Genomic DNA, 17,753 nt, shown 5'->3' on the forward strand with positions numbered 1-17,753 from the left:
GCCGACGTGTTCGACTACATCGAGATGTTCTACAACCCCAAACGCCGCCACGGTTCAAACGGCGACCTGTCGCCTGTAGAGTTCGAACGGCGCTACGCGCAACGAGGGTCCTGAGTGTCTACGGAACCCTGGGCGATTCACAGAGATAGCGTACTCCTGCCCATCTTTCACCCACATCACGGCGTCACTCTGGCCACTTTTGCCTGTAATCGTCGCCCTAAATGTCGGATCCTTGTCGTCGTACTTCACCCATGACGGCAGGCTGCTCTTCAAGCGCACTTCGTCGCCGGCGGAAACCAGGCCATTCTCCAAGAGCACCTTCATGGTTTTTGGGCGACTTTTCTTGGTGGAGGCTTCGCGTTCCTCCTCCTTCTTCTTGATTTCTATCTGGTACTGGCGTGCTTCTTGAAGGGGAATAACGACCTTTGGGACCACAAGAACCTTGTCGTCGACTTTGTATGGCGTTATCGATACGCACGTGATGTCGATATCGAAGTCTCGCAACCAAAGGACGCTCGTCGTAACCTCGGGAGAAAAGCCTTCCGAGCATAGGATGATTCTTGGCTTGGTCGAGAGCTCGGAAAATGAATCGGACTCCACGAATTCCAGAATCCGGTTGACTGCTTCCGGCTCGGTGAGCACCTCATTGTCGTGCTTCTTCTTGTAGCTGATGTAGTACGGAACAAGCTTCTCGATGGTCATGGACGAGACCATGGCTGCGTAGCGGATGGCTTGAAGATCGGCGTAACCGGCGGCGAGGTCGCGCTTGAGCTCTACGACTACCAGGTTGCCCTGCCTATCGACCGCCAGAAGATCCAGTCTGTCGGCGCTTTTCACGAACCGGTCGAATTCCACGCTGACCACCAAAAGATCCTCGCCGAGTATCTCGGGGTTGGCGCGCACCCACTCCTCGATGTGCGTCCGTTCCCAAATCTCTAGGTTGACGAAGCTGCTCGGCGAAACCCTGGTGGCTTTGTCCAGTCCTTTCGAAATGCTAAAGATCACAAGCTCATCCTCCACTTATTTGCCAGAGTCGTTGGAAACGTCTGCGCTTGACGCTGCAGGCAGCGATGCAGCCACTTCTCTGAAGGAAGCTAGTGCTGCCTCCAGATGGTCAACAATCTCCTGCGCCAGCACGTCCGGCGGGGGAAGGTTGTCGAGGTTGTCGAGGCTTTCGTCCTTGAGCCAGAAGATGTCGAGGCTGGCCTTGTCGCGGGCGATAAGGGTGTCGTAGTCGAAGTATTTGAAGCGCTCGGTTTCGGTGCGCTTGTGGCGGTTGGCGCTGTGGTAGCAGTCGATGAAGTCCTGCAGGTCGTCGCGCTTGAGCGGTTTGGTCTTGAGGGTGAAGTGCTTGTTGGTGCGCAGGTCGTAGATCCACACGCCCTTGGTGTGCACCTTGCCGTCCTTGGGCTTGTTGTCGAAGAACAGCACGTTGGCCTTGACACCCTGCGCGTAGAAGATGCCGGTGGGCAGGCGCAGCAGGGTGTGCACGTCGCAGGTTTCCAAGAGCTTGCGGCGGATCTTCTCGCCCGCGCCGCCCTCGAACAGCACGTTGTCCGGCAGCACCACGGCGGCCTGGCCGGTGGTCTTGAGCATGGTGACGATGTGCTGCAGGAAGTTGAGCTGCTTGTTGGAAGTGGTCTGCCAGAAGTCCTGGCGCTCGTAGGTGAGCGCGTCGCGGTCTTCCTCGCCGTCCTCGTTGGTGATGGTCATGCTGCTCTTCTTGCCGAAGGGCGGATTGGCCAGCACGTAGTCGACCGTTTTCCACGGTTCGGAGATCAGCGCGTCGGCGCGCTCCACGGAGGGCGCGCCATCCAGTTCGCCGATGTTGTGCAGGAACAGGTTCATCAGGCACAGGCGGCGCGTGCCGGCGACGATCTCGTTGCCGTGAAAGGTTTCGTGCCGCAGGAAGCGGCCCTGCTTCTGGTCCAGCGGCACGCCGGGGCGGGTAAGCCACTCGTGCACGCCCAGGAAAAATCCCCCCGTTCCGCAAGCCGGGTCCGCCACCGTCTTCATCGGCTCGGGGTTGACGCACTCGACCATCGCCTGGATCAGCGCGCGCGGGGTGAAGTACTGGCCAGCGCCGCTCTTGGTGTCCTCGGCGTTCTTCTGCAGCAGGCCCTCGTAGAGGTCGCCCTTGACGTCGGCGTCCAGGCTCAGCCAGTTCTCCGCGTCGATCATCTGCACCAGCCGGGAGAGCTTGGCCGGGTCCTGGATCTTGTTCTGCGCCTTGAAGAAGATCGCGCCGAGCATGCCCGGCTCCTCGCCGAGCTTGTGCAGCACGGTGAGGTAGTGCGCCTCCAGCGGTTCGCCGGTCCTGGTCTTGAGACTGTTCCAGTCGCAGCTGCGCGGGATGTGCGTGGCGCGGTTGTGCGGCGGCTGGGCATATTCGTGCGCGAGCTTGAGGAACAGCAGGTAGGTCAGCTGTTCCAGGTAGTCGCCGTAGCCCACGCCGTCATCGCGCAGCGTGTGGCAGAAGTTCCAGATCTTCTGGACGAGGGTGTTGCTGTTCATGCGGTGGTCCTGGGCTTGCGGCCGCGCGGCCTGGTGGCGCCGTCGCGCGTGGCGCGTTCGGCACGAATGCGTTCCAGCAGCGCGCTGGCGGGTTCGTCGTTGGGGTCCTGCGGCACCAGTTGGCCGGAGAAGGCGGCTTTGAGGATGTTTTTACGCTGGGCGTCCCCTTGTCTTAACCCCAGCTCCACGCTGACTTCCTGCGCAGCCACGGCGTCAAGCATAGGGGAGAGCATCGCCAGGATTTCGGCGCTTTCCAACTCTGGAGCGATGGGAACGGGGAAGGCCCGGAGCATTGTCATGTTGATAGACGCGAGATTGGTGGTCTGCTTGCCAGCCGATTTGAACCAGGTCCTTCCGAACGTATTTCCGTGGTGGGAGATCAGTTCGGGTGGTGTGGCCGGGAGGTAAGGACGCAGGCGGAATACATGGTTTTGGTGGATGCATTCGGGCACCTCGCCGCGCCAAACCCAGCCGCGACCGAGCTTGTCCAGATCGCCGCCTTCGTTGAAAAGCACGTCTCCCGGCCGCAGGCGTAGCTCTTCGATGTCGGCCTCGGCAGCTTCGATGGTCTTAATTTGAGAGAGGTCGAGATAGCCACGTTGGACATTTGCCACGCGGAGGTATGGCACCTCACGGACTGGTGCCGTGGTCGAACGTTTCATGCCTTTGGCGACGCCTGACGCAATTTCGCCCACCATATCCAGACTCGCCCATGCCCAACCGCTAGGAAGCATTGGCAAACCGTCGGTGTCGGGCGCGACGGGTTCTGGGTATTTGGCTTGCCAGCCCTTGGGCGCGGTCTTGCCTTGTTCGGCGTACTTGGCGAGCTGCTTCGCCTCCCAGCGGGCGCGGCGTTCGGTGAGGATGCGCTGGAGCAGGTCGGCGCCGGTTTCCTGGCGTTCGCCAGAGCGGGCGCGGGCGGCGCGCCAGTCGGCGGTGAGGGTGCCTTCCACGGCGGCCTTCAGCAGCGACTGACGGTACTGCGCCAGCTTGCGCTGCGCCGCCTTCAGTTCGGCCACGCCGGCGTCGAGGTCGGACAGCAGCTCTTCGAGCTTTTCGACGATGCGAACCTGCTCGCCCTGTGGCGCGAGCAATAGCGGATAAGCGGCGAGGGCCGGGCCTTCAATGCTCGCGACGGTAGTCCCGTCTTTCGAGCAGCGATCAAGAATGTCCCGCTCTCTTGAGATGAGTTGCCAAGCCAGGAAGCGTGCGCTCACTCCAGCCTCAGGCACAAACGCCCGCATGTCTTGATTGACTGTTACGGGAACCCGATTAACCGCCACGGGCAAGGTGCGAGACAGAATCCCCGATCGCACCACAACGAGGACGCTGTCCTCGGGGATCAGGGTCAGACGGTCAAGAGCTTTGGTGGTGACCGTGTCTTCGCTTGCGTCGATGTCAAAGACTTTCATGTCCTTGGGCGACACCCAAGGTACGTCTCCGTCGACCCAATAGGACGGGTCACTCTTTGAGGGAGTTCCGCCACCCGAAGCGGTGGCTACCTCCACGATCGTCGCGAGAGTCCAGCCCTTCGGAACATCAACTTCGATCAAGCCACCAACTCCTCATTCATCTCCGCGAGCAGCCCGTCGAGCGGCTCGCCAAACACTTGCCACGCCTTCTGCAGTCCGCCCTTGGCGGCGAGTTGGGCGTAGTCGAAATCCTCGCGGCTGATCGCGCAGCTGGACGCGATGTGGTCCTTGATCAGCCGCAGCCACTCGGTCTGTTCGGGGGTGAACGCCGTGGTGCGCTGCGCATTGTGGCGGAAGATCCAGCCTTGGAAGCGCTTGTCCACGCTGTCGGCGAAGGGCTTGAGTTCGTCGTCCAGCCCCAGCGCGAAGCGCACCAGCGCGACCAGGTCGGTGAGCTGGCGGCGGGTGTCGGCGCCCTTGACCTGGCTTGCCTGCACGCGGGCGTAGGCGCTCCACAGCTTTTCGCTGGTGAGCATGAGCGGCGGGCGGCCGAGCGCCTCGTGCAACTCATCGACCATGGCGTAGGTGAGCGGGCGGCGCTGGTAGGGCTGGGCGTAGAAGAAGGCCAGCGCCGCGATCTCGTCCTTGTTCGCTTTCAGGTAATCGGCGAACGCCTGCACGGTGGCCTGCGCCTTCGCTTCGGCCTGGGCGCCGTAGCCGGAGAAGGTGACCTGGTCGGTGTTGATGTGGTCGATCAGTTGCTCGTGCTCGCGGCGCGCGGTTTCGATGACATTGCGCAGCTCCGGATCGTCGAGCGGCTGGCAGGCGGCGGCGATGCGCTGCTCGCGGGCGGCGTCCAGCTCGGCGGCAGCGAGCGTGTCCTCGTTGCGGGTGATGCCGGCCGCCTTGGCCGCATCCAGCGCGTCGGCGACCACGCGGTCAGGGTCCACCGCTTCGATCAGGCCGCGGGCGAGGTCGCGCAGGCCAAGCCCGTTGGCAGCCTTGCTGATGCGTGCCTGCGCCTTGTCGTCCAGTTGCTTGGCCAGGCGCACGAGGCGGTTGCCGAGGCTGAGCACGGTGTCTTCGTCGCGGCCGCCCACGGCGATGCTCCTGAGCAGCTGGTCGAGGCTGGCGTTGGGCTTGCGTTCCATCGGGCGGCTTTCGGTCTTGAGCGATTTCTCCACGCCCACCGCGTCGATCAGCACGAAGCGGGTCTTGGCGCTGTCGGCGCTGGCGCTGACCTTTTTCAGCGATTCGTAGTCCAGGCTGCGCACGCCGCGGCCTTTCATCTGCTCGTAGTAGCCTTTCGAGCGCACGTCGCGCATGAAGAGCAGCACTTCCAGCGGCTTGACGTCGGTGCCGGTGGCGATCATGTCGACAGTGACGGCGATGCGCGGGTGGTAGTCGTTGCGGAAGTTGGAGAGCACCGTGTCGGGGTCGTCCTCGGCCCGGTAGGTGACCTTCTTGCAGAAGGCGTTGCCTTCGCCGTAGACCTCGCGCACGATCTGGATGATGTCGTCGGCGTGGCTGTCGGTCTTGGCGAAGATCAACGTCTTGGGCACTTCCTGGCGGCTGGGGAAGAGGGTGGTTTCCACGGCGCGCTTCATCTCCTGGATGACGGCGCGGATCTGGTTGGGGTTGACCACGGAGCGGTCGAGCTCCTTGCCGGTGTAGGCGATGTCCTCATCGGTTTCGGCCCAGCGCTTCTTGCGGGTTTCGCGGTGGCGGTGGTCGATCCATTCCCTGGCCTTGACCTCGGCGCCGGCCTTGGTGATCCGGGTTTCGATCTCGTAGACGTCGTAGCCCACGTTGACGCCGTCGATCACCGACTGCTCGTAGCTGTATTCGGCCACCACGTTTTCGTTGAAGAAGCCGTAGGTGCGCTTGTCGGGCGTGGCGGTGAGGCCGATCAGGAAAGCGTCGAAGTAGTCCAGCACCTGCTTCCACAGGTTGTAGATGCTGCGGTGGCACTCGTCGATGACGATGAAGTCGAACGTCTCGATCGGCACGGCCGCGTTGTAGCGGACCTCGCGTGCCGGCTTGCTGCCGGGCGGCAGCTCGGCGAGCGAGATGTCCTCGGCCGACTCGTCGATCGCCTCGCCGGAGAGGATGGAATACATGCGCTGGATGGTGCTGATGCACACCTGCGCGTGCGGGTCGATGTGGCTGCTCGACAGGCGCTGCACGTTGTACAGCTCGGTGAACTTGCGGCCGTCGTCCGGCGGCGTGTAGGCCATGAATTCCTGGTGCGCCTGCTTGCCGAGGTTGCGGGTGTCGACCAGGAACAGGATGCGCCTGGCACCGCCGAACTTGAGCAGGCGGTAGACCGAAGTAATTGCGGTGAAGGTCTTGCCGGCGCCGGTGGCCATGTGCACCAGGGCGCGCGGCCGGGCCTGCGCGAGCGACTTCTCCAGGCCGGTGACGGCGCCGACCTGGCAGTCGCGCAGGTTCTCGGTGGTCAGCGGCGGCATCTGCGTGGTCAGGCGCTGGCGCAGGGTGTCTGGCTCGGCGGCCCAGGCGGCAAGCGTGCGCGGCTGGAAGAAGTGGAACACCTCGCGTGCCCGCGGGCGCGGATCGCCGCCGTCGGTAAAGTGGATGATCTGGCCGGTGCTTTCATAGAGGAAACGCAGCGGCGGGCTGTCCTTGCGCCACTTCAGACGGGCGCCGGCGTAGCGCTTGGTTTGGGCCTCGTGGACGGTGAGGTTTTCGCCGGCTTCGTCGCGCTTGGCTTCGATCACGCCGACCGGCTGGCGGTCCACGAAGAGCAGGTAGTCGGCCGGGCCGGTGTCGGTGGGGTACTCGCGCACCGCGATGCCGCTGGCGACGCCGAGGTTGATCGAGCCTGTATCCTGAAGGGTCCAGCCCGCGTCCTGCAATTTCCGGTCGATCACTTCCCGCGCACGTGCCTCGGGTGTCATGGGCGATTCCCCCTGAATCGTTGCCGGGGAAGTGTAGCGGGCGGCGGGGGCTTTTTCGGACGCGGCGGTGCATGTTGGCCGCGAGTCAATTGCAAGGGCGACGCCGGTGTCGGCTGACGTATGCTTTCGCGGGCTCCTGGGGCGACTCAGGAAGCTTCTGCCGTACACGCCTTTCTCTAGCCCACTCTAAGGACAGAGCCATGCCCGTCGAATCCCTCAGCGAGATTCTCATCTACGCCACGGACGGTGGCGCCGTCGAGGTGCGGCTGGACAGCCGGCGCGAGACGCTGTGGCTAAGCCTGAACCAGATCGCGGCGCTGTTTGATCGTGACAAATCGGTCATCTCCCGCCACCTGCGTAACGTGTTCAAGGACGAGGAACTGGAGCGCTCGGCAGTTGTTGCAAAAAATGCAACAACTGCGGAAGACGGCAAGACTTATCAGGTCGAGTACTTCAACCTCGATGCGGTCCTCTCGGTCGGTTACCGGGTCAATTCGGTGCAGGGCACTCGCTTCCGCCAATGGGCCACCCACACCCTGCGCGAGCACCTCACCCGCGGCTACACGCTCAACCGGCAGCGCTTCGAATCCAATGCGCGTGAGCTCGAGGCCGCGCTGCAGCTAGTGCGCAAGGCGGCGCAGAGTCCGGAGCTGCATGCCGACATGGGGCGCGGGCTGGTCGATATCGTCAGCCGCTATGCGCAGACCTTCCTGTGGCTGCAGCGCTACGACGAGGGGCTGCTGGCCGAGCCGCCCGCGCAGGAGGGTGGCACGTTGCCGACGATGGCGCAGGCGCGCGCTTCGCTGGCGGTGCTCAAGGTCGACCTCATTGCACGTGGCGAGGCCACCGACTTGTTTGCACGCGAGCGCGGCGACGCGTTCGAGGCGTTGATGGGCAACCTTGACCAGAGCGTGTTCGGCGAGCCTGCCTACCCCACGGTCGAGGCCAAAGCGGCGCACCTGCTGTACTTCGTGATCAAGAACCATCCGTTCAGCGATGGCAACAAGCGTAGCGGGGCGTTCCTGTTCGTGGACTTCCTGCACCGCAACAGCCGCCTGCTCGGCGCCGATGGGCAGCCGGTGATCAACGACATCGGCCTCGCGGCGCTGGCGCTGCTGGTGGCCGAATCCGACCCGGCGCAGAAGGAAACGATGATCCGGCTGGTAATGAATATGCTCGTGGCAGGGGGCACGACCTGATGCAGCCTTGGTGAGAGTGTGGATGCCAAGCCACCCATGACTTTCGGCCGTGTCTGATTGCCAGTGCCTCAGGCAAAACTCCCGCGGCCCTATGCCGCTCGTCACCCTCGTGGTGCCGCCTGCACGGCTTGTCGCTCCGCTCATCCCACAAGGACCCCTATGCGCCGTCATCTCTCCACCGCAATCTGCCTGGCCCTGGCCGGGTTCACTATGGCCCCGCTGGGCGCCGCGTCGGCCGCCGAGGCGCGGCTTACGACGACGCAGTTGCCGCGTGGCGTGGTGCCCACGCACTACGACGTGGCGGTGACGCCGCATGCGGACAAGATGACGTTCGACGGGCAGGTGGCGATCACGCTGACGGTGACCAAGTCGACCAGCTCGATCACGCTCAATGCGGCGGACCTGAGCTTCTCCAAGGTGTCGCTGACGCCGGAGAAGCTGAAGATCGCGGTTCCCGAGCCGAAGGTATCGGTGGATGAGAAAGCGCAGACCGCCACGTTCACCTTCGATCATCCGATTCCCGCCGGCACCTACCGCCTGGCGATGACCTACACCGGCAAGATCGGCACGCAGGCCAACGGCATCTTCGCGCTGGACTACGACACCAAGGCCGGCAAGAAGCGCGCGCTGTACACGCAGTTCGAGAACTCCGACGCGCGCCGCTTCATTCCCTCGTGGGACGAGCCCAACTACAAGGCCACCTTCACGCTGACGGCCACGGTGCCGAGCAACGAGATGGCGGTGAGCAACATGCCGATCGCCTCGAAGAAGGATCTGGGCAACGGTCTGACCGAGGTGCATTTCGGGCAGTCGCCGAAGATGTCGACCTACCTCCTGTTCTTCGGCCTGGGCGACTTCGAGCGCGCCACCCTGAAGGCCGAGGGCGGTACCGAGATCGGCGTGATCACGCAGAAGGGCATGATCGACCAGGCCAAGTTCGCGCTGGATTCCTCCAAGCAGGTGCTGAAGGAATACAACGACTACTTCGGCGTGCCGTACCCGCTGCCCAAGCTGGACAACATCGCCGCGCCGGGCCAGAGCCAGTTCTTCTCGGCGATGGAGAACTGGGGCGCAATCTTCACCTTCGAGTATTCGCTGCTGCTCAACCCGCAGATCTCCACGCAGCTGGACAAGCAGCGCGCGTTCAACGTCGCCGCGCACGAGATGGCGCACCAGTGGTTCGGCGACCTGGTGACCATGAGCTGGTGGGACGACCTGTGGCTCAACGAAGGCTTCGCCTCGTGGATGGCCTCGCGCACCACGCAGAAGCTGCATCCGGAATGGCACACCGACCTCGACGCCGTCGGCGTGCGCGAAGGCGCCATGTCGCAGGACTCGGTCGCCACCACGCATCCCATCGTGCAGCACGTGGAGACGGTGGAGCAGGCCAGCCAGGCGTTCGACGCGATCACCTATTCCAAGGGCGAGGCGGTGATCCACATGCTGGAAGGCTACGTGGGCGAGGACGCCTGGCGCACCGGCGTGCGCAACTACATCAAGGCGCACGAGCACGGCAACACGGTATCGGACGACCTGTGGAAGTCGGTGCAGGCCGCGGCCGGCAAGCCGATCACGCAGATCGCGCACGACTTCACGCTGCAGCCGGGCATCCCGCTGATCGAGGTGCGTGCGGCCGCCTGCTCCAACGGCAAGACGGAGATCGCGCTGCGCCAGGGCGAGTTCACCCGTGACCGGCCGAACAAGACGCCGCTGCACTGGCACGTGCCGGTGATCGCCAAGACGGTGGCCGGCAAGGAAGTGCGCATGGTGGTCGACGGCAAGGCCACGCTGAGCGTGCCGGGCTGCGGTCCGGTGCTGGTCAACGCCGGCCAGACGGGCTACTACCGCACGCTGTACGCGCAGAACAACTTCGACGCTCTGAAGGGCCAGTTTGCGAAGCTCGCTCCGATCGACCAGCTCGGCCTGCTGGGCGACACCTGGGCGCTGGGCATGGCCGGCAATGAGCCGGTGTCCAACGTGCTGGCGCTGATCACGGCCACCCCGGCCGACGCCGACCCGCAGGTGTGGGCCGAAGTGGCCGGCTATCTGTCGGCGCTGGACAACTACTACCGCGGCGACCAGGCCCGCCAGCAGCGCCTGCGCACGTTCGCGCTGGCCCAGTTGCACCCGGTGTTCGCCAAGATCGGCTGGGAAGCCAAGGCCGGCGAGAGCGTGCCGACCGCCAACCTGCGCATGCAGCTGATCGGCGTGATGGCCGACCTGGGCGACCAGCAGGTGATCGGCGAGGCCCGTCGCCGCTTCGCCGCGCAGAAGACCGACCCGGCCGCCTTGCCGGTGGCGCTGCGCAAGACCGTCACCGCGATCGTCGCCCAGCACGCCGACGAAGCCACTTGGGATCACCTGCACGCGCAGGCCAAGGCCGAGACCACGCCGCTGATCAAGGACCAGCTCTACAGCATGCTCTCGATCCCCGAGAACGATGCGCTGGCCCAGCGCGCGCTGGAACTGGCGCTCACCGGCGAGCCGGGCGCCACCAACAGCGCCGGCATGATCCGCGCGGTGGGCTACCGCCATCCGGAGATGGCGTTCGACTTCGCCGTGGCGCACAAGGACCAGGTGGACAAGCTGGTCGACGCCCAGTCCGCTACCCGCTACTACCCCGCGATCGGCGCCGGCTCGACCAAGCCGGAAATGATCCAGAAGATCCAGGACTACGCGCAGAAGTACATCGCGCCGACCTCCCGCCGCGTGGCCGACCAGGTCATCGCCAACATCAAGTACCGCATGATGATCCGCCAGGATCGTCTGCCGTCCATCGACGAGTGGCTGGAGAAGCATTCGGGCTGAGGCAGGACGCACGCTGCAAGGAACGAGGCCCCGCATCGCGGGGCCTTTTTCTTGCGCGCCGGCCATGGAGCAGGCCGCTGGCGGATGCGAGCTCGCGGGCCAGCCGCCGAGATCGTTCGGATCGATCCGGTTGCGACGGCAGGCATCGATAGGTTTCATCGAACGGCATGACCTCTGACCCTGGCCGGTAACCGTGCAGGGCATACGCTGCATGCGCCATCTGGTGGATGGCCTTCACCGATCGGATGGCAGGGCGGCGCCGGTGCCTGGTATCAGCCATGCGCTGGACAGGCAGGCCGTTCAGTCCCCATGGGCATCGGGCCAAACCCCTGGCCCTCCATGGGTTCTCCACATCGATGAGAAGCAGGTATCCCCATGAACGCATCCTTCTCGACCCAGGCGGGCGTACCCCGCCGGGCAGCGTTGCGGAAGCTGGCCCGGGTGGCGGCCGTTGGCGTCTGTGCAGCGGCGGTCTGCGCCGCGACCCTGGCCGATGAGCAGACGACCGGCAGGGTGTTCGGCAATGCGCCGGCCGGCAGTTCGGTAGTGATCCGCAGCGACTTTGGGCTCCAGCGCGAGGTGCCGGTGGACGCCGCCGGCCGCTACATGGCCAGTTGGCTGCCGGTGGGCGTCTACACGGTTACGGCGATGGCGAACGGCAAGGCCCTCGTCGAGCACCAGGGCGTCCCGATACTGGTAGACCGTGGCTCCAGGGTGGACTTCGCCTGCACGCTGGGGCGCTGTTCGCAGATGGCGCAGAGGTAGGCGGCGCGCGCGTCCTGTAGGGCAAGCGCGGCCGCTGACGAGGGACCGAGCGGTAGTGCCGTGTGATGCCCCGCCAAGGGCGTCCCCATCCGCCCGGCGGCCCTTCCCCCGCGTTCGCGGGGGAAGGATCCCGAAGGGCGGATGGGGAGATCGTGCGTTGAACTCACTCCCAGGCGCCTCCTCCAGCACCCGCCGGGAAGTCCGGAAGCGCGATGCGGCGACACGCGCTTCATGCAAAGGGTGACTTCTGACCCATCGGCGACCGGCCTGTGTCGGATACGCTATGCACGGTTCCGGAAAGCTCCCCCCAAGCGGCCGGAACCACGGACGGTCCCTCGCCTGGCGTTCAACCTGCCGGCTTGCCGAACCTTCCACTGATCCTAGGGCGCAACGCCAAACCCCTGGCGGCCCGCGGCTCTCCCACATCGAACCAAAAGAAGGTAACCCAAATGAAGAAGCTCAACTCGATGGTCGCGGCCTTCGCGGTCTGCGGTCTGCTCGGCTCCGTCGCGGCGTACGCACAGGCCACGGCCGGCGATGTTTTCGGCAAGGCGCCGGCAGGCGACACGGTCTTCGCGAAGAACACGAGCAACGCCACCCAGCGCGAGGTGAAGGTCGATGACAAGGGCCGCTATTCGATCCGCTCGCTGCCGGCGGGCGTCTACGACGTCACGCTGATGGAGAACGGCAAGCCGGTCGTCAAGCACGCCAACGTGCCGGTGGTGGTAGGCCGTGGCATCAAGGTCGATCTCAACGCTTCGGCCTCGGGCACGGGCCAGCAGTAAGCGCGGTCCAGCTCGGAGCGGGTGACTCACAAAAAAGCCCGGCGCCTTTCGGCGCCGGGCTTTTCCTTTGAGAAAGCGCGGGCGGCCCGCGCCTCCGGCTCAGAGTGCTTCGAAGATGCCGGCCGCACCCATGCCGGTGCCGATGCACATGGTCACCATGCCGTACTTCTGCTTGTGCCGGCGCAGGCCGTGCACCAGGGTCGCCACGCGGACGGCACCGGTGGCGCCGAGCGGGTGGCCGAGCGCGATGGCGCCGCCCAGCGGGTTGACCTTGGCCGGGTCGAGCTCGAGGTCCTTCATCACGGCCAGCGCTTGCGCGGCGAAAGCTTCGTTGAGTTCGATCCAGTCGAGTTGATCGCGGCTGATGCCCGTGCGCTTGAGCGCCAGCGGGATGGCTTCCTTGGGGCCGATGCCCATCACCTCCGGCGGCACGCCGGCCACCGCGTAGCCGACGAAGCGGGCCAGCGGCTGCAGGTTGTATTCCTTCACCGCCTTCTCGCTGGCGATCAGCACGGCGCCGGCGCCATCGGACATCTGGCTGGAGTTGCCGGCGGTCACGCTGCCGCCGCACTGGCCGTTGCGGAACACCGGCTTCAACTTGGCCAGCACCTCCGGCGTGCTGCCCGGGCGCGGGCCTTCGTCCTGGCTGATCACGCGGCTGTCGGTGACGATGGTGTCGTTGACCAGGTCCGGGTAGTGGTCGTCGAGCTGGAACGGCGTGATCTCGTCCTTGAACTCGCCGGCGGCCTGCGCGGCCAGGGCGCGCTCGTGGCTGCGCGCGGCGAAGGCGTCCTGGTCCTCGCGGCTGACCTTCCACTGCTTGGCGACGTTCTCGGCGGTGATGCCCATGCCGTAGGCGATGCCGACGTGCTCGTTGTCGAAGATCGCCGGGTTCATGGCGACTTTGTGGCCCATCATCGGCACCATGCTCATGCTTTCGGTGCCGCCGGCGATCATCAGGTCGGCTTCGCCCAGGCGGATCGCGTCGGCGGCGTAGGCCACCGCCTGCAGGCCCGAGGAGCAGAAGCGGTTGATGGTCACGCCCGGCACGGTGTGCGGCAGGCCGGCCAGCAGCACGCCGATGCGCGCCACGTTCATGCCTTGCTCGGCCTCGGGCATCGCGCAGCCGATCACGGCGTCGCCGATGCGGTGCGGGTCGATGCCCGGCGCCTGCGCCATCACGGCGCGGATCACGTGGGCGAGCATGTCGTCCGGGCGGGTGTTCCTGAACACGCCGCGCGGCGCCTTGCCGACCGGCGTGCGGGTGGCGGCGACGATGTAGGCGTCCTGGATTTGCTTCGTCATGGCTTATCGTCCGAATGGAGTGGAAACGGGGAACAGGGAACGGGGAACGTGCGGCTGGCGCTTGCGTGGGCTGCCTGATCGAACGTCGCGTTCTCGTGCCCTCCAATCAAAAAGCGGTTCGGGAACCGGGCCGGGGCAGGGCGGCGACCGCAAGGCTTGCTGCAGTTCGCACGTTCCCTGGTCCCCGTTCCACGATCCCCACCTCGTCAGTTCCTGAGCGGCTTGCCGGTGGCCATGGTGTGGGCGATGCGGGCCTGGGTCTTCTCGGTCTTGGCCAGCTCCACGAAGTGCTTGCGCTCGAGCTTGAGCAGCCAGGCTTCGTCCACCAGCGAACCGCGCTCGATGCCGCCGCCGCAGAGGGTGTCGGCGATGCGGCTGGCGATCGCCACGTCGTGCTCGGAAGCGAAGTAGCCGGCCTGCAGGTTGACCAGCGAGGCCTTGAAGGTCGCCGTGCCGGTGTCGCCGGCGACCGGAATCGCGCGAGCGGGCAGGGGGGGCCGCCAGCCGCTCTCGGCCAGCGCCGAGGCGACCTGCTTGGCCACGTAGAGCAGTTCGTAGGCGTTGAAAACGACCACGTCGCTCTCGCGCAGCAGGCCGAGCTGCTTGGCTTCCAGCGCGCTGCCGGACACCTTGGCCATCGCCACCGTCTCGAACACCTTCTTGAGCGATTCGAACGGATCGGCCGGGTTGCCGTTGGCGGCGCGCACGGCCAGCTCCTTGAGGCCGCCGCCGGCCGGCAACAGGCCCACGCCGGCCTCTACCAGGCCGATGTAGCTTTCCAGCGCGGCCACCGTTCGGGCCGAGTGCATCTGGAATTCGCAACCGCCGCCCAGGCACAGGCCGCGCACCGCGGCGACCACCGGCACGAGCGCGTGCTTGATGCGCATGCTGGTGCGCTGGAAGTTGGCGACCATCGCCTCGAAGGCGTCGAACTTGCCGTCCTTCAACAGGCCCAGCGCGCCCTTGAGGTCGGCGCCGGCCGAGAACGGCTCGCCGGTCTGCCAGATCACCATCGCCCTGAGCTTTTCCTCGGCGATGCCGACGGCGTGCTGGATGCCGTCGAGCACCTGGTCGTTCACCGTGTTCATCTTGGTCTTGAACGAGAGGATGCCCACGCCGTCGTCGCCCAGCGTCCACAGGCGCACGCCATCGTTCTCCCACACGGTCGTGCCCTGGTCGAACTTCTCGCCCAGGATCGCGTCGGGGAAGAGCTGGCGCGCGTAGACCGTATGCGTGGAGCGCGGCTCGTCGGTGTTCGACGCGGCCGAGTACGAGCCGGCCTTGCCGTGCACGCCGTTGCGTCCGTCGGTGACCCACGCAGGCAATGGCGCGGCGCTCATCGCCTTGCCGGCCTGGATGTCTTCGGCGATCCAGCCGGCGACCTGCTGCCAGCCGGCGGCCTGCCAGGTCTCGAAGGGACCCAGCTTCCAGCCGTAGCCCCAGCGGATGGCGAAGTCGACGTCGCGCGCCGTGTCGGCGATGTCGGCCAGGTGGTAGGCGGTGTAGTGGAAGAGATCGCGGAAGATCGCCCACAGGAACTGCGCCTGCGGGTCGCTCGACGCGCGCAGCTTGGCGAACTTCTCGGCGGGGTCCTTGATGGCGAGGATGGCGGCCACTTCGTCCGAGGCCTGCTGCGATGCAGGCTGGTAGTCGGGCTCTTGTGAGGAGTCCGGCCATGGATGGCCGGAGTTTTGCGCAGGACTGCGCAACACAAGAATGTCTTTGCCCACCTTCTTGTAGAAGCCGGCGCCGGTCTTCTGGCCCAGCGCGCCCTTGTCGATCAGCGCCTGCAGCACGGCCGGCGTCTTGAAGTAGGCATGCCACGGATCGTCCGCCAGCGTGTCGCCCATGGTCTTGATCACGTGCACCATGGTGTCCAGGCCGACCACGTCGGCCGTGCGGTAGGTGGCGCTCTTGGGCCGTCCGATCGCAGGTCCGGTCAGCGCATCGACCGTGTCGAAGCCGAGCTTGAACTGCTCGGTGTGGTGCATGGTGGCCAGCATCGAGAACACGCCGATGCGGTTGCCGATGAAGTTCGGCGTGTCCTTGGCGATGACCACGCCCTTGCCCACCGTCGTGGCAAGGAAGGCTTCGAGGCCTTCGACCACGCTGGCGTCGGTGAGCTTCGTCGGAATCAGCTCGACCAGATGCATGTAGCGCGGCGGATTGAAGAAATGCACGCCGCAGAAGCGGTGGCGCATCTCTTCCGGCAGCGCCTCGGCCAGGGTGTTGATCGACAGGCCCGAGGTGTTGGAGGCGATCACCGCCGTCTTCGAGAGGTGCGAGGCGATTTTCTTATAGAGATCGAGCTTCCAGTCCATCCGTTCGGCGATCGCCTCGATGACCAGGTCCACTTCCTTCAGGTGATCGAGGTCTTCGTCATAGTTGGCCGGGATGATCGCCGCAGCCAGGTTCTTGTCGGCGAGCGGGGCGGGCGAGAGCTTCTTCAGGTTCTCGATGGCCTTGAGCGCGATGCCGCTCTTGGGCCCCTCCTTGGCGGGCAGGTCGAACAGCACGGTCTCGACGCCGGCATTGGTCAGGTGCGCGGCGATCTGCGCGCCCATGACGCCGGCGCCGAGGACCGCAGCCTTGCGGATGCGTAGGGCGGGGATGGCAGTCATTGCTCTCTCCATATCGAACGGGATGGGAAACAAGGCGCGTCATTCCCACGGAAGCGGGAATCCATCCGGCTCCGATGCCCGGAGGCCAAAGTGGATTCCCGCAGTCGCGGGAATGACGCCAGTAGGGGTTGGTGTGTCATGCGGCAGGCCGGCTCATGGATGGCTCAGTCCCGCTGCGGCGAAGCGCACCAGGTGCGCGATGGTCTGCTCACGGTGGGCCGACTCGCTCACGTCGCTCTTGCGCTGGATCATGCCGAAGCCGGACATGGCGTGGGTCAGCGCGCCGGTGACCAGGTCGATACGCCAGTAGAGCTCTTCGCGGCTCAACTTGGGCAGCAAACGAGCGAACTCGGCGGTGAACTGCCGCATCACGTGGCCGTAGTTCTCGGAAAGGAACTGGCGCAGCGTGTCGTCGTGCTCGGCGAAGGCGCGCGCCAGTACGCGCATGAACAGTGAGCCGCTGCCGTCGCTGGAGAGCGCCAGGGCAGGGCGGATGAAGGCATCCAGCACGTCCTCGAGGGTGGTCTGCGGCTGGCCCGCGACCTTCGACAACGCGGCCAGTCGGTGAGTGTTCAGCGTATCCAGGCGGCGGCGGAAGACCTCTTCGACCAGCTTGTCCTTGGAGCCAAAGTGGTAGTTGACGGCCGCGAGGTTGACTCCGGCGGCGGCGGTCAATTGGCGCAACGACGCCCCATCGAAGCCGCGCTGGGCGAACAGCAGCTCGGCAGCAGTGAGGATGCGTTCCTTGGTCGAGGCGGAACTGTTCACGCGTGGGCTCGCTCGTCGGCAGGGAATCAAACGATCGTTTGAGCATACGCGCGGGCGTTCCAGGGCGTCAAACGGGCGTTTGCTTTCACGCCCAGCCCGCTTGCGATCAGGTTAGAATCTGTCAAACTTTCGTGAGCTAAATCCTCATTTCGTGTCGGATTTGGCTCTACATTGCTCGGCAAATGTGCCGATAGCCCACTCAGATACCAGTATTCCGGAGCAGACCGAACATGGCGCTGGAGCGCACCCTTTCCATTATCAAGCCCGATGCCGTTGCCAAGAACGTGATCGGCCAGATCTACGCCCGTTTCGAGCAGGCTGGCCTGAAGGTCATCGCCGCGAAGATGAAGCAGCTCTCGCGCAAGGAGGCCGAAGGCTTCTATGCGGTGCACAAGGAGCGCCCGTTCTTCAACGCGCTGGTCGAATTCATGATTTCCGGCCCGGTGATGATCCAGGTGCTGCAGGGCGAGGGCGCCATCGCGACGAACCGCGAGCTGATGGGCGCGACCAACCCGAAGGACGCCGCGCCGGGCACGATCCGCGCCGACTTCGCCGACTCGATCGACGCCAACGCGGTCCACGGCTCTGACGCCGCCGAGACCGCCAAGGTCGAGATCGCCTACTTCTTCCCGGAAACGGACGTCCTTCCTCGTTGAGA

12 protein-coding genes are annotated in these 17,753 nt (G+C 65.2%); 6 read left to right on the forward strand and 6 right to left on the reverse strand.

Features of this window, described 5'->3' with window-relative positions; genetic code table 11:
• Nucleotides 1-114, forward strand: a 114-nt coding sequence (locus tag VGU03_RS03140; RefSeq protein ID WP_327478489.1) for an IS3 family transposase, incomplete at its 5' end; no start/stop codon positions are given.
• Between the two features lie 906 nt (nucleotides 115-1,020).
• Here the strand turns inward: VGU03_RS03140 and VGU03_RS03145 are convergent.
• The 3 genes from VGU03_RS03145 to VGU03_RS03155 are packed head-to-tail and all read right to left on the reverse strand — an operon-like array spanning nucleotide 1,021 to nucleotide 6,844.
• The gene (locus VGU03_RS03145; protein WP_327478571.1) at nucleotides 1,021-2,514 is read right to left on the reverse strand and encodes a class I SAM-dependent DNA methyltransferase; all 1,494 of its coding nucleotides are present in this window, start codon (nucleotides 2,512-2,514) and stop codon (nucleotides 1,021-1,023) included.
• The gene (locus VGU03_RS03150) at nucleotides 2,511-4,067 is read right to left on the reverse strand and encodes a restriction endonuclease subunit S (protein ID WP_327478573.1); all 1,557 of its coding nucleotides are present in this window, start codon (nucleotides 4,065-4,067) and stop codon (nucleotides 2,511-2,513) included. Before VGU03_RS03150 ends, VGU03_RS03145 begins: the two co-directional genes overlap by 4 nt.
• Nucleotides 4,064-6,844 (reverse strand): type I restriction-modification enzyme R subunit C-terminal domain-containing protein, encoded by a 2,781-nt coding sequence (locus VGU03_RS03155; protein WP_327478575.1) that lies wholly within the window; start codon nucleotides 6,842-6,844, stop codon nucleotides 4,064-4,066. Before VGU03_RS03155 ends, VGU03_RS03150 begins: the two co-directional genes overlap by 4 nt.
• 200 nt (nucleotides 6,845-7,044) lie before the next feature.
• Between VGU03_RS03155 and VGU03_RS03160 the strand changes: the two genes are divergently transcribed.
• The 4 genes from VGU03_RS03160 to VGU03_RS03175 all read left to right on the forward strand — a co-directional run bounded on the left by VGU03_RS03160 (nucleotide 7,045) and on the right by VGU03_RS03175 (nucleotide 12,401).
• A complete protein-coding gene (locus VGU03_RS03160) occupies nucleotides 7,045-8,043 on the forward strand; it encodes a virulence protein RhuM/Fic/DOC family protein (protein ID WP_327478577.1) in 999 nt (332 codons plus the stop codon).
• Nucleotides 8,044-8,202: 159 nt separating this feature from the next.
• Nucleotides 8,203-10,851: a M1 family metallopeptidase gene (locus VGU03_RS03165; protein ID WP_327478579.1), complete on the forward strand. Its 2,649-nt coding sequence runs from the start codon at nucleotides 8,203-8,205 to the stop codon at nucleotides 10,849-10,851.
• A 375-nt stretch (nucleotides 10,852-11,226) separates the two neighbouring features.
• The gene (locus tag VGU03_RS03170; RefSeq protein WP_327478581.1) at nucleotides 11,227-11,616 is read left to right on the forward strand and encodes a carboxypeptidase-like regulatory domain-containing protein; all 390 of its coding nucleotides are present in this window, start codon (nucleotides 11,227-11,229) and stop codon (nucleotides 11,614-11,616) included.
• 449 nt (nucleotides 11,617-12,065) lie between these two features.
• A complete protein-coding gene (locus tag VGU03_RS03175) occupies nucleotides 12,066-12,401 on the forward strand; it encodes a carboxypeptidase-like regulatory domain-containing protein (RefSeq protein WP_327478583.1) in 336 nt (111 codons plus the stop codon).
• 99 nt (nucleotides 12,402-12,500) lie between these two features.
• On the opposite strand, the gene VGU03_RS03180 is transcribed toward VGU03_RS03175, so the two are convergent.
• From VGU03_RS03180 to VGU03_RS03190, 3 genes are all read right to left on the reverse strand, one after another.
• Nucleotides 12,501-13,706, reverse strand: a complete 1,206-nt coding sequence (locus VGU03_RS03180; RefSeq protein ID WP_327478584.1) for an acetyl-CoA C-acyltransferase — start codon at nucleotides 13,704-13,706, stop codon at nucleotides 12,501-12,503.
• Between the two features lie 206 nt (nucleotides 13,707-13,912).
• The gene (locus VGU03_RS03185) at nucleotides 13,913-16,327 is read right to left on the reverse strand and encodes a 3-hydroxyacyl-CoA dehydrogenase/enoyl-CoA hydratase family protein (protein ID WP_327478586.1); all 2,415 of its coding nucleotides are present in this window, start codon (nucleotides 16,325-16,327) and stop codon (nucleotides 13,913-13,915) included.
• A gap of 153 nt (nucleotides 16,328-16,480) precedes the next feature.
• Nucleotides 16,481-17,095: a TetR/AcrR family transcriptional regulator gene (locus tag VGU03_RS03190; RefSeq protein ID WP_327478588.1), complete on the reverse strand. Its 615-nt coding sequence runs from the start codon at nucleotides 17,093-17,095 to the stop codon at nucleotides 16,481-16,483.
• A 230-nt stretch (nucleotides 17,096-17,325) separates the two neighbouring features.
• Between VGU03_RS03190 and ndk the strand changes: the two genes are divergently transcribed.
• Nucleotides 17,326-17,751 carry a nucleoside-diphosphate kinase gene (ndk, locus tag VGU03_RS03195; protein ID WP_327478590.1) on the forward strand — a complete coding sequence of 142 codons (426 nt, stop codon included), beginning with the start codon at nucleotides 17,326-17,328 and terminating at the stop codon, nucleotides 17,749-17,751.
• The last annotated feature ends 2 nt before the right edge of the window (nucleotides 17,752-17,753 follow it).

This window comes from Frateuria sp. (assembly GCF_035944355.1).
GTDB lineage: Bacteria > Pseudomonadota > Gammaproteobacteria > Xanthomonadales > Rhodanobacteraceae > Frateuria_A.

Coding starts and splice junctions, on each gene's coding strand:
- VGU03_RS03145 (WP_327478571.1), bottom strand. CDS start 2,514: ATGAACAGCAACACCCTCGTCCAGAAGATCTGGAACTTCTGCCACACG.
- VGU03_RS03155 (WP_327478575.1), bottom strand. CDS start 6,844: ATGACACCCGAGGCACGTGCGCGGGAAGTGATCGACCGGAAATTGCAG.
- VGU03_RS03160 (WP_327478577.1), top strand. CDS start 7,045: ATGCCCGTCGAATCCCTCAGCGAGATTCTCATCTACGCCACGGACGGT.
- VGU03_RS03165 (WP_327478579.1), top strand. CDS start 8,203: ATGCGCCGTCATCTCTCCACCGCAATCTGCCTGGCCCTGGCCGGGTTC.
- VGU03_RS03170 (WP_327478581.1), top strand. CDS start 11,227: ATGAACGCATCCTTCTCGACCCAGGCGGGCGTACCCCGCCGGGCAGCG.
- VGU03_RS03175 (WP_327478583.1), top strand. CDS start 12,066: ATGAAGAAGCTCAACTCGATGGTCGCGGCCTTCGCGGTCTGCGGTCTG.
- VGU03_RS03180 (WP_327478584.1), bottom strand. CDS start 13,706: ATGACGAAGCAAATCCAGGACGCCTACATCGTCGCCGCCACCCGCACG.
- VGU03_RS03185 (WP_327478586.1), bottom strand. CDS start 16,327: ATGACTGCCATCCCCGCCCTACGCATCCGCAAGGCTGCGGTCCTCGGC.
- ndk (WP_327478590.1), top strand. CDS start 17,326: ATGGCGCTGGAGCGCACCCTTTCCATTATCAAGCCCGATGCCGTTGCC.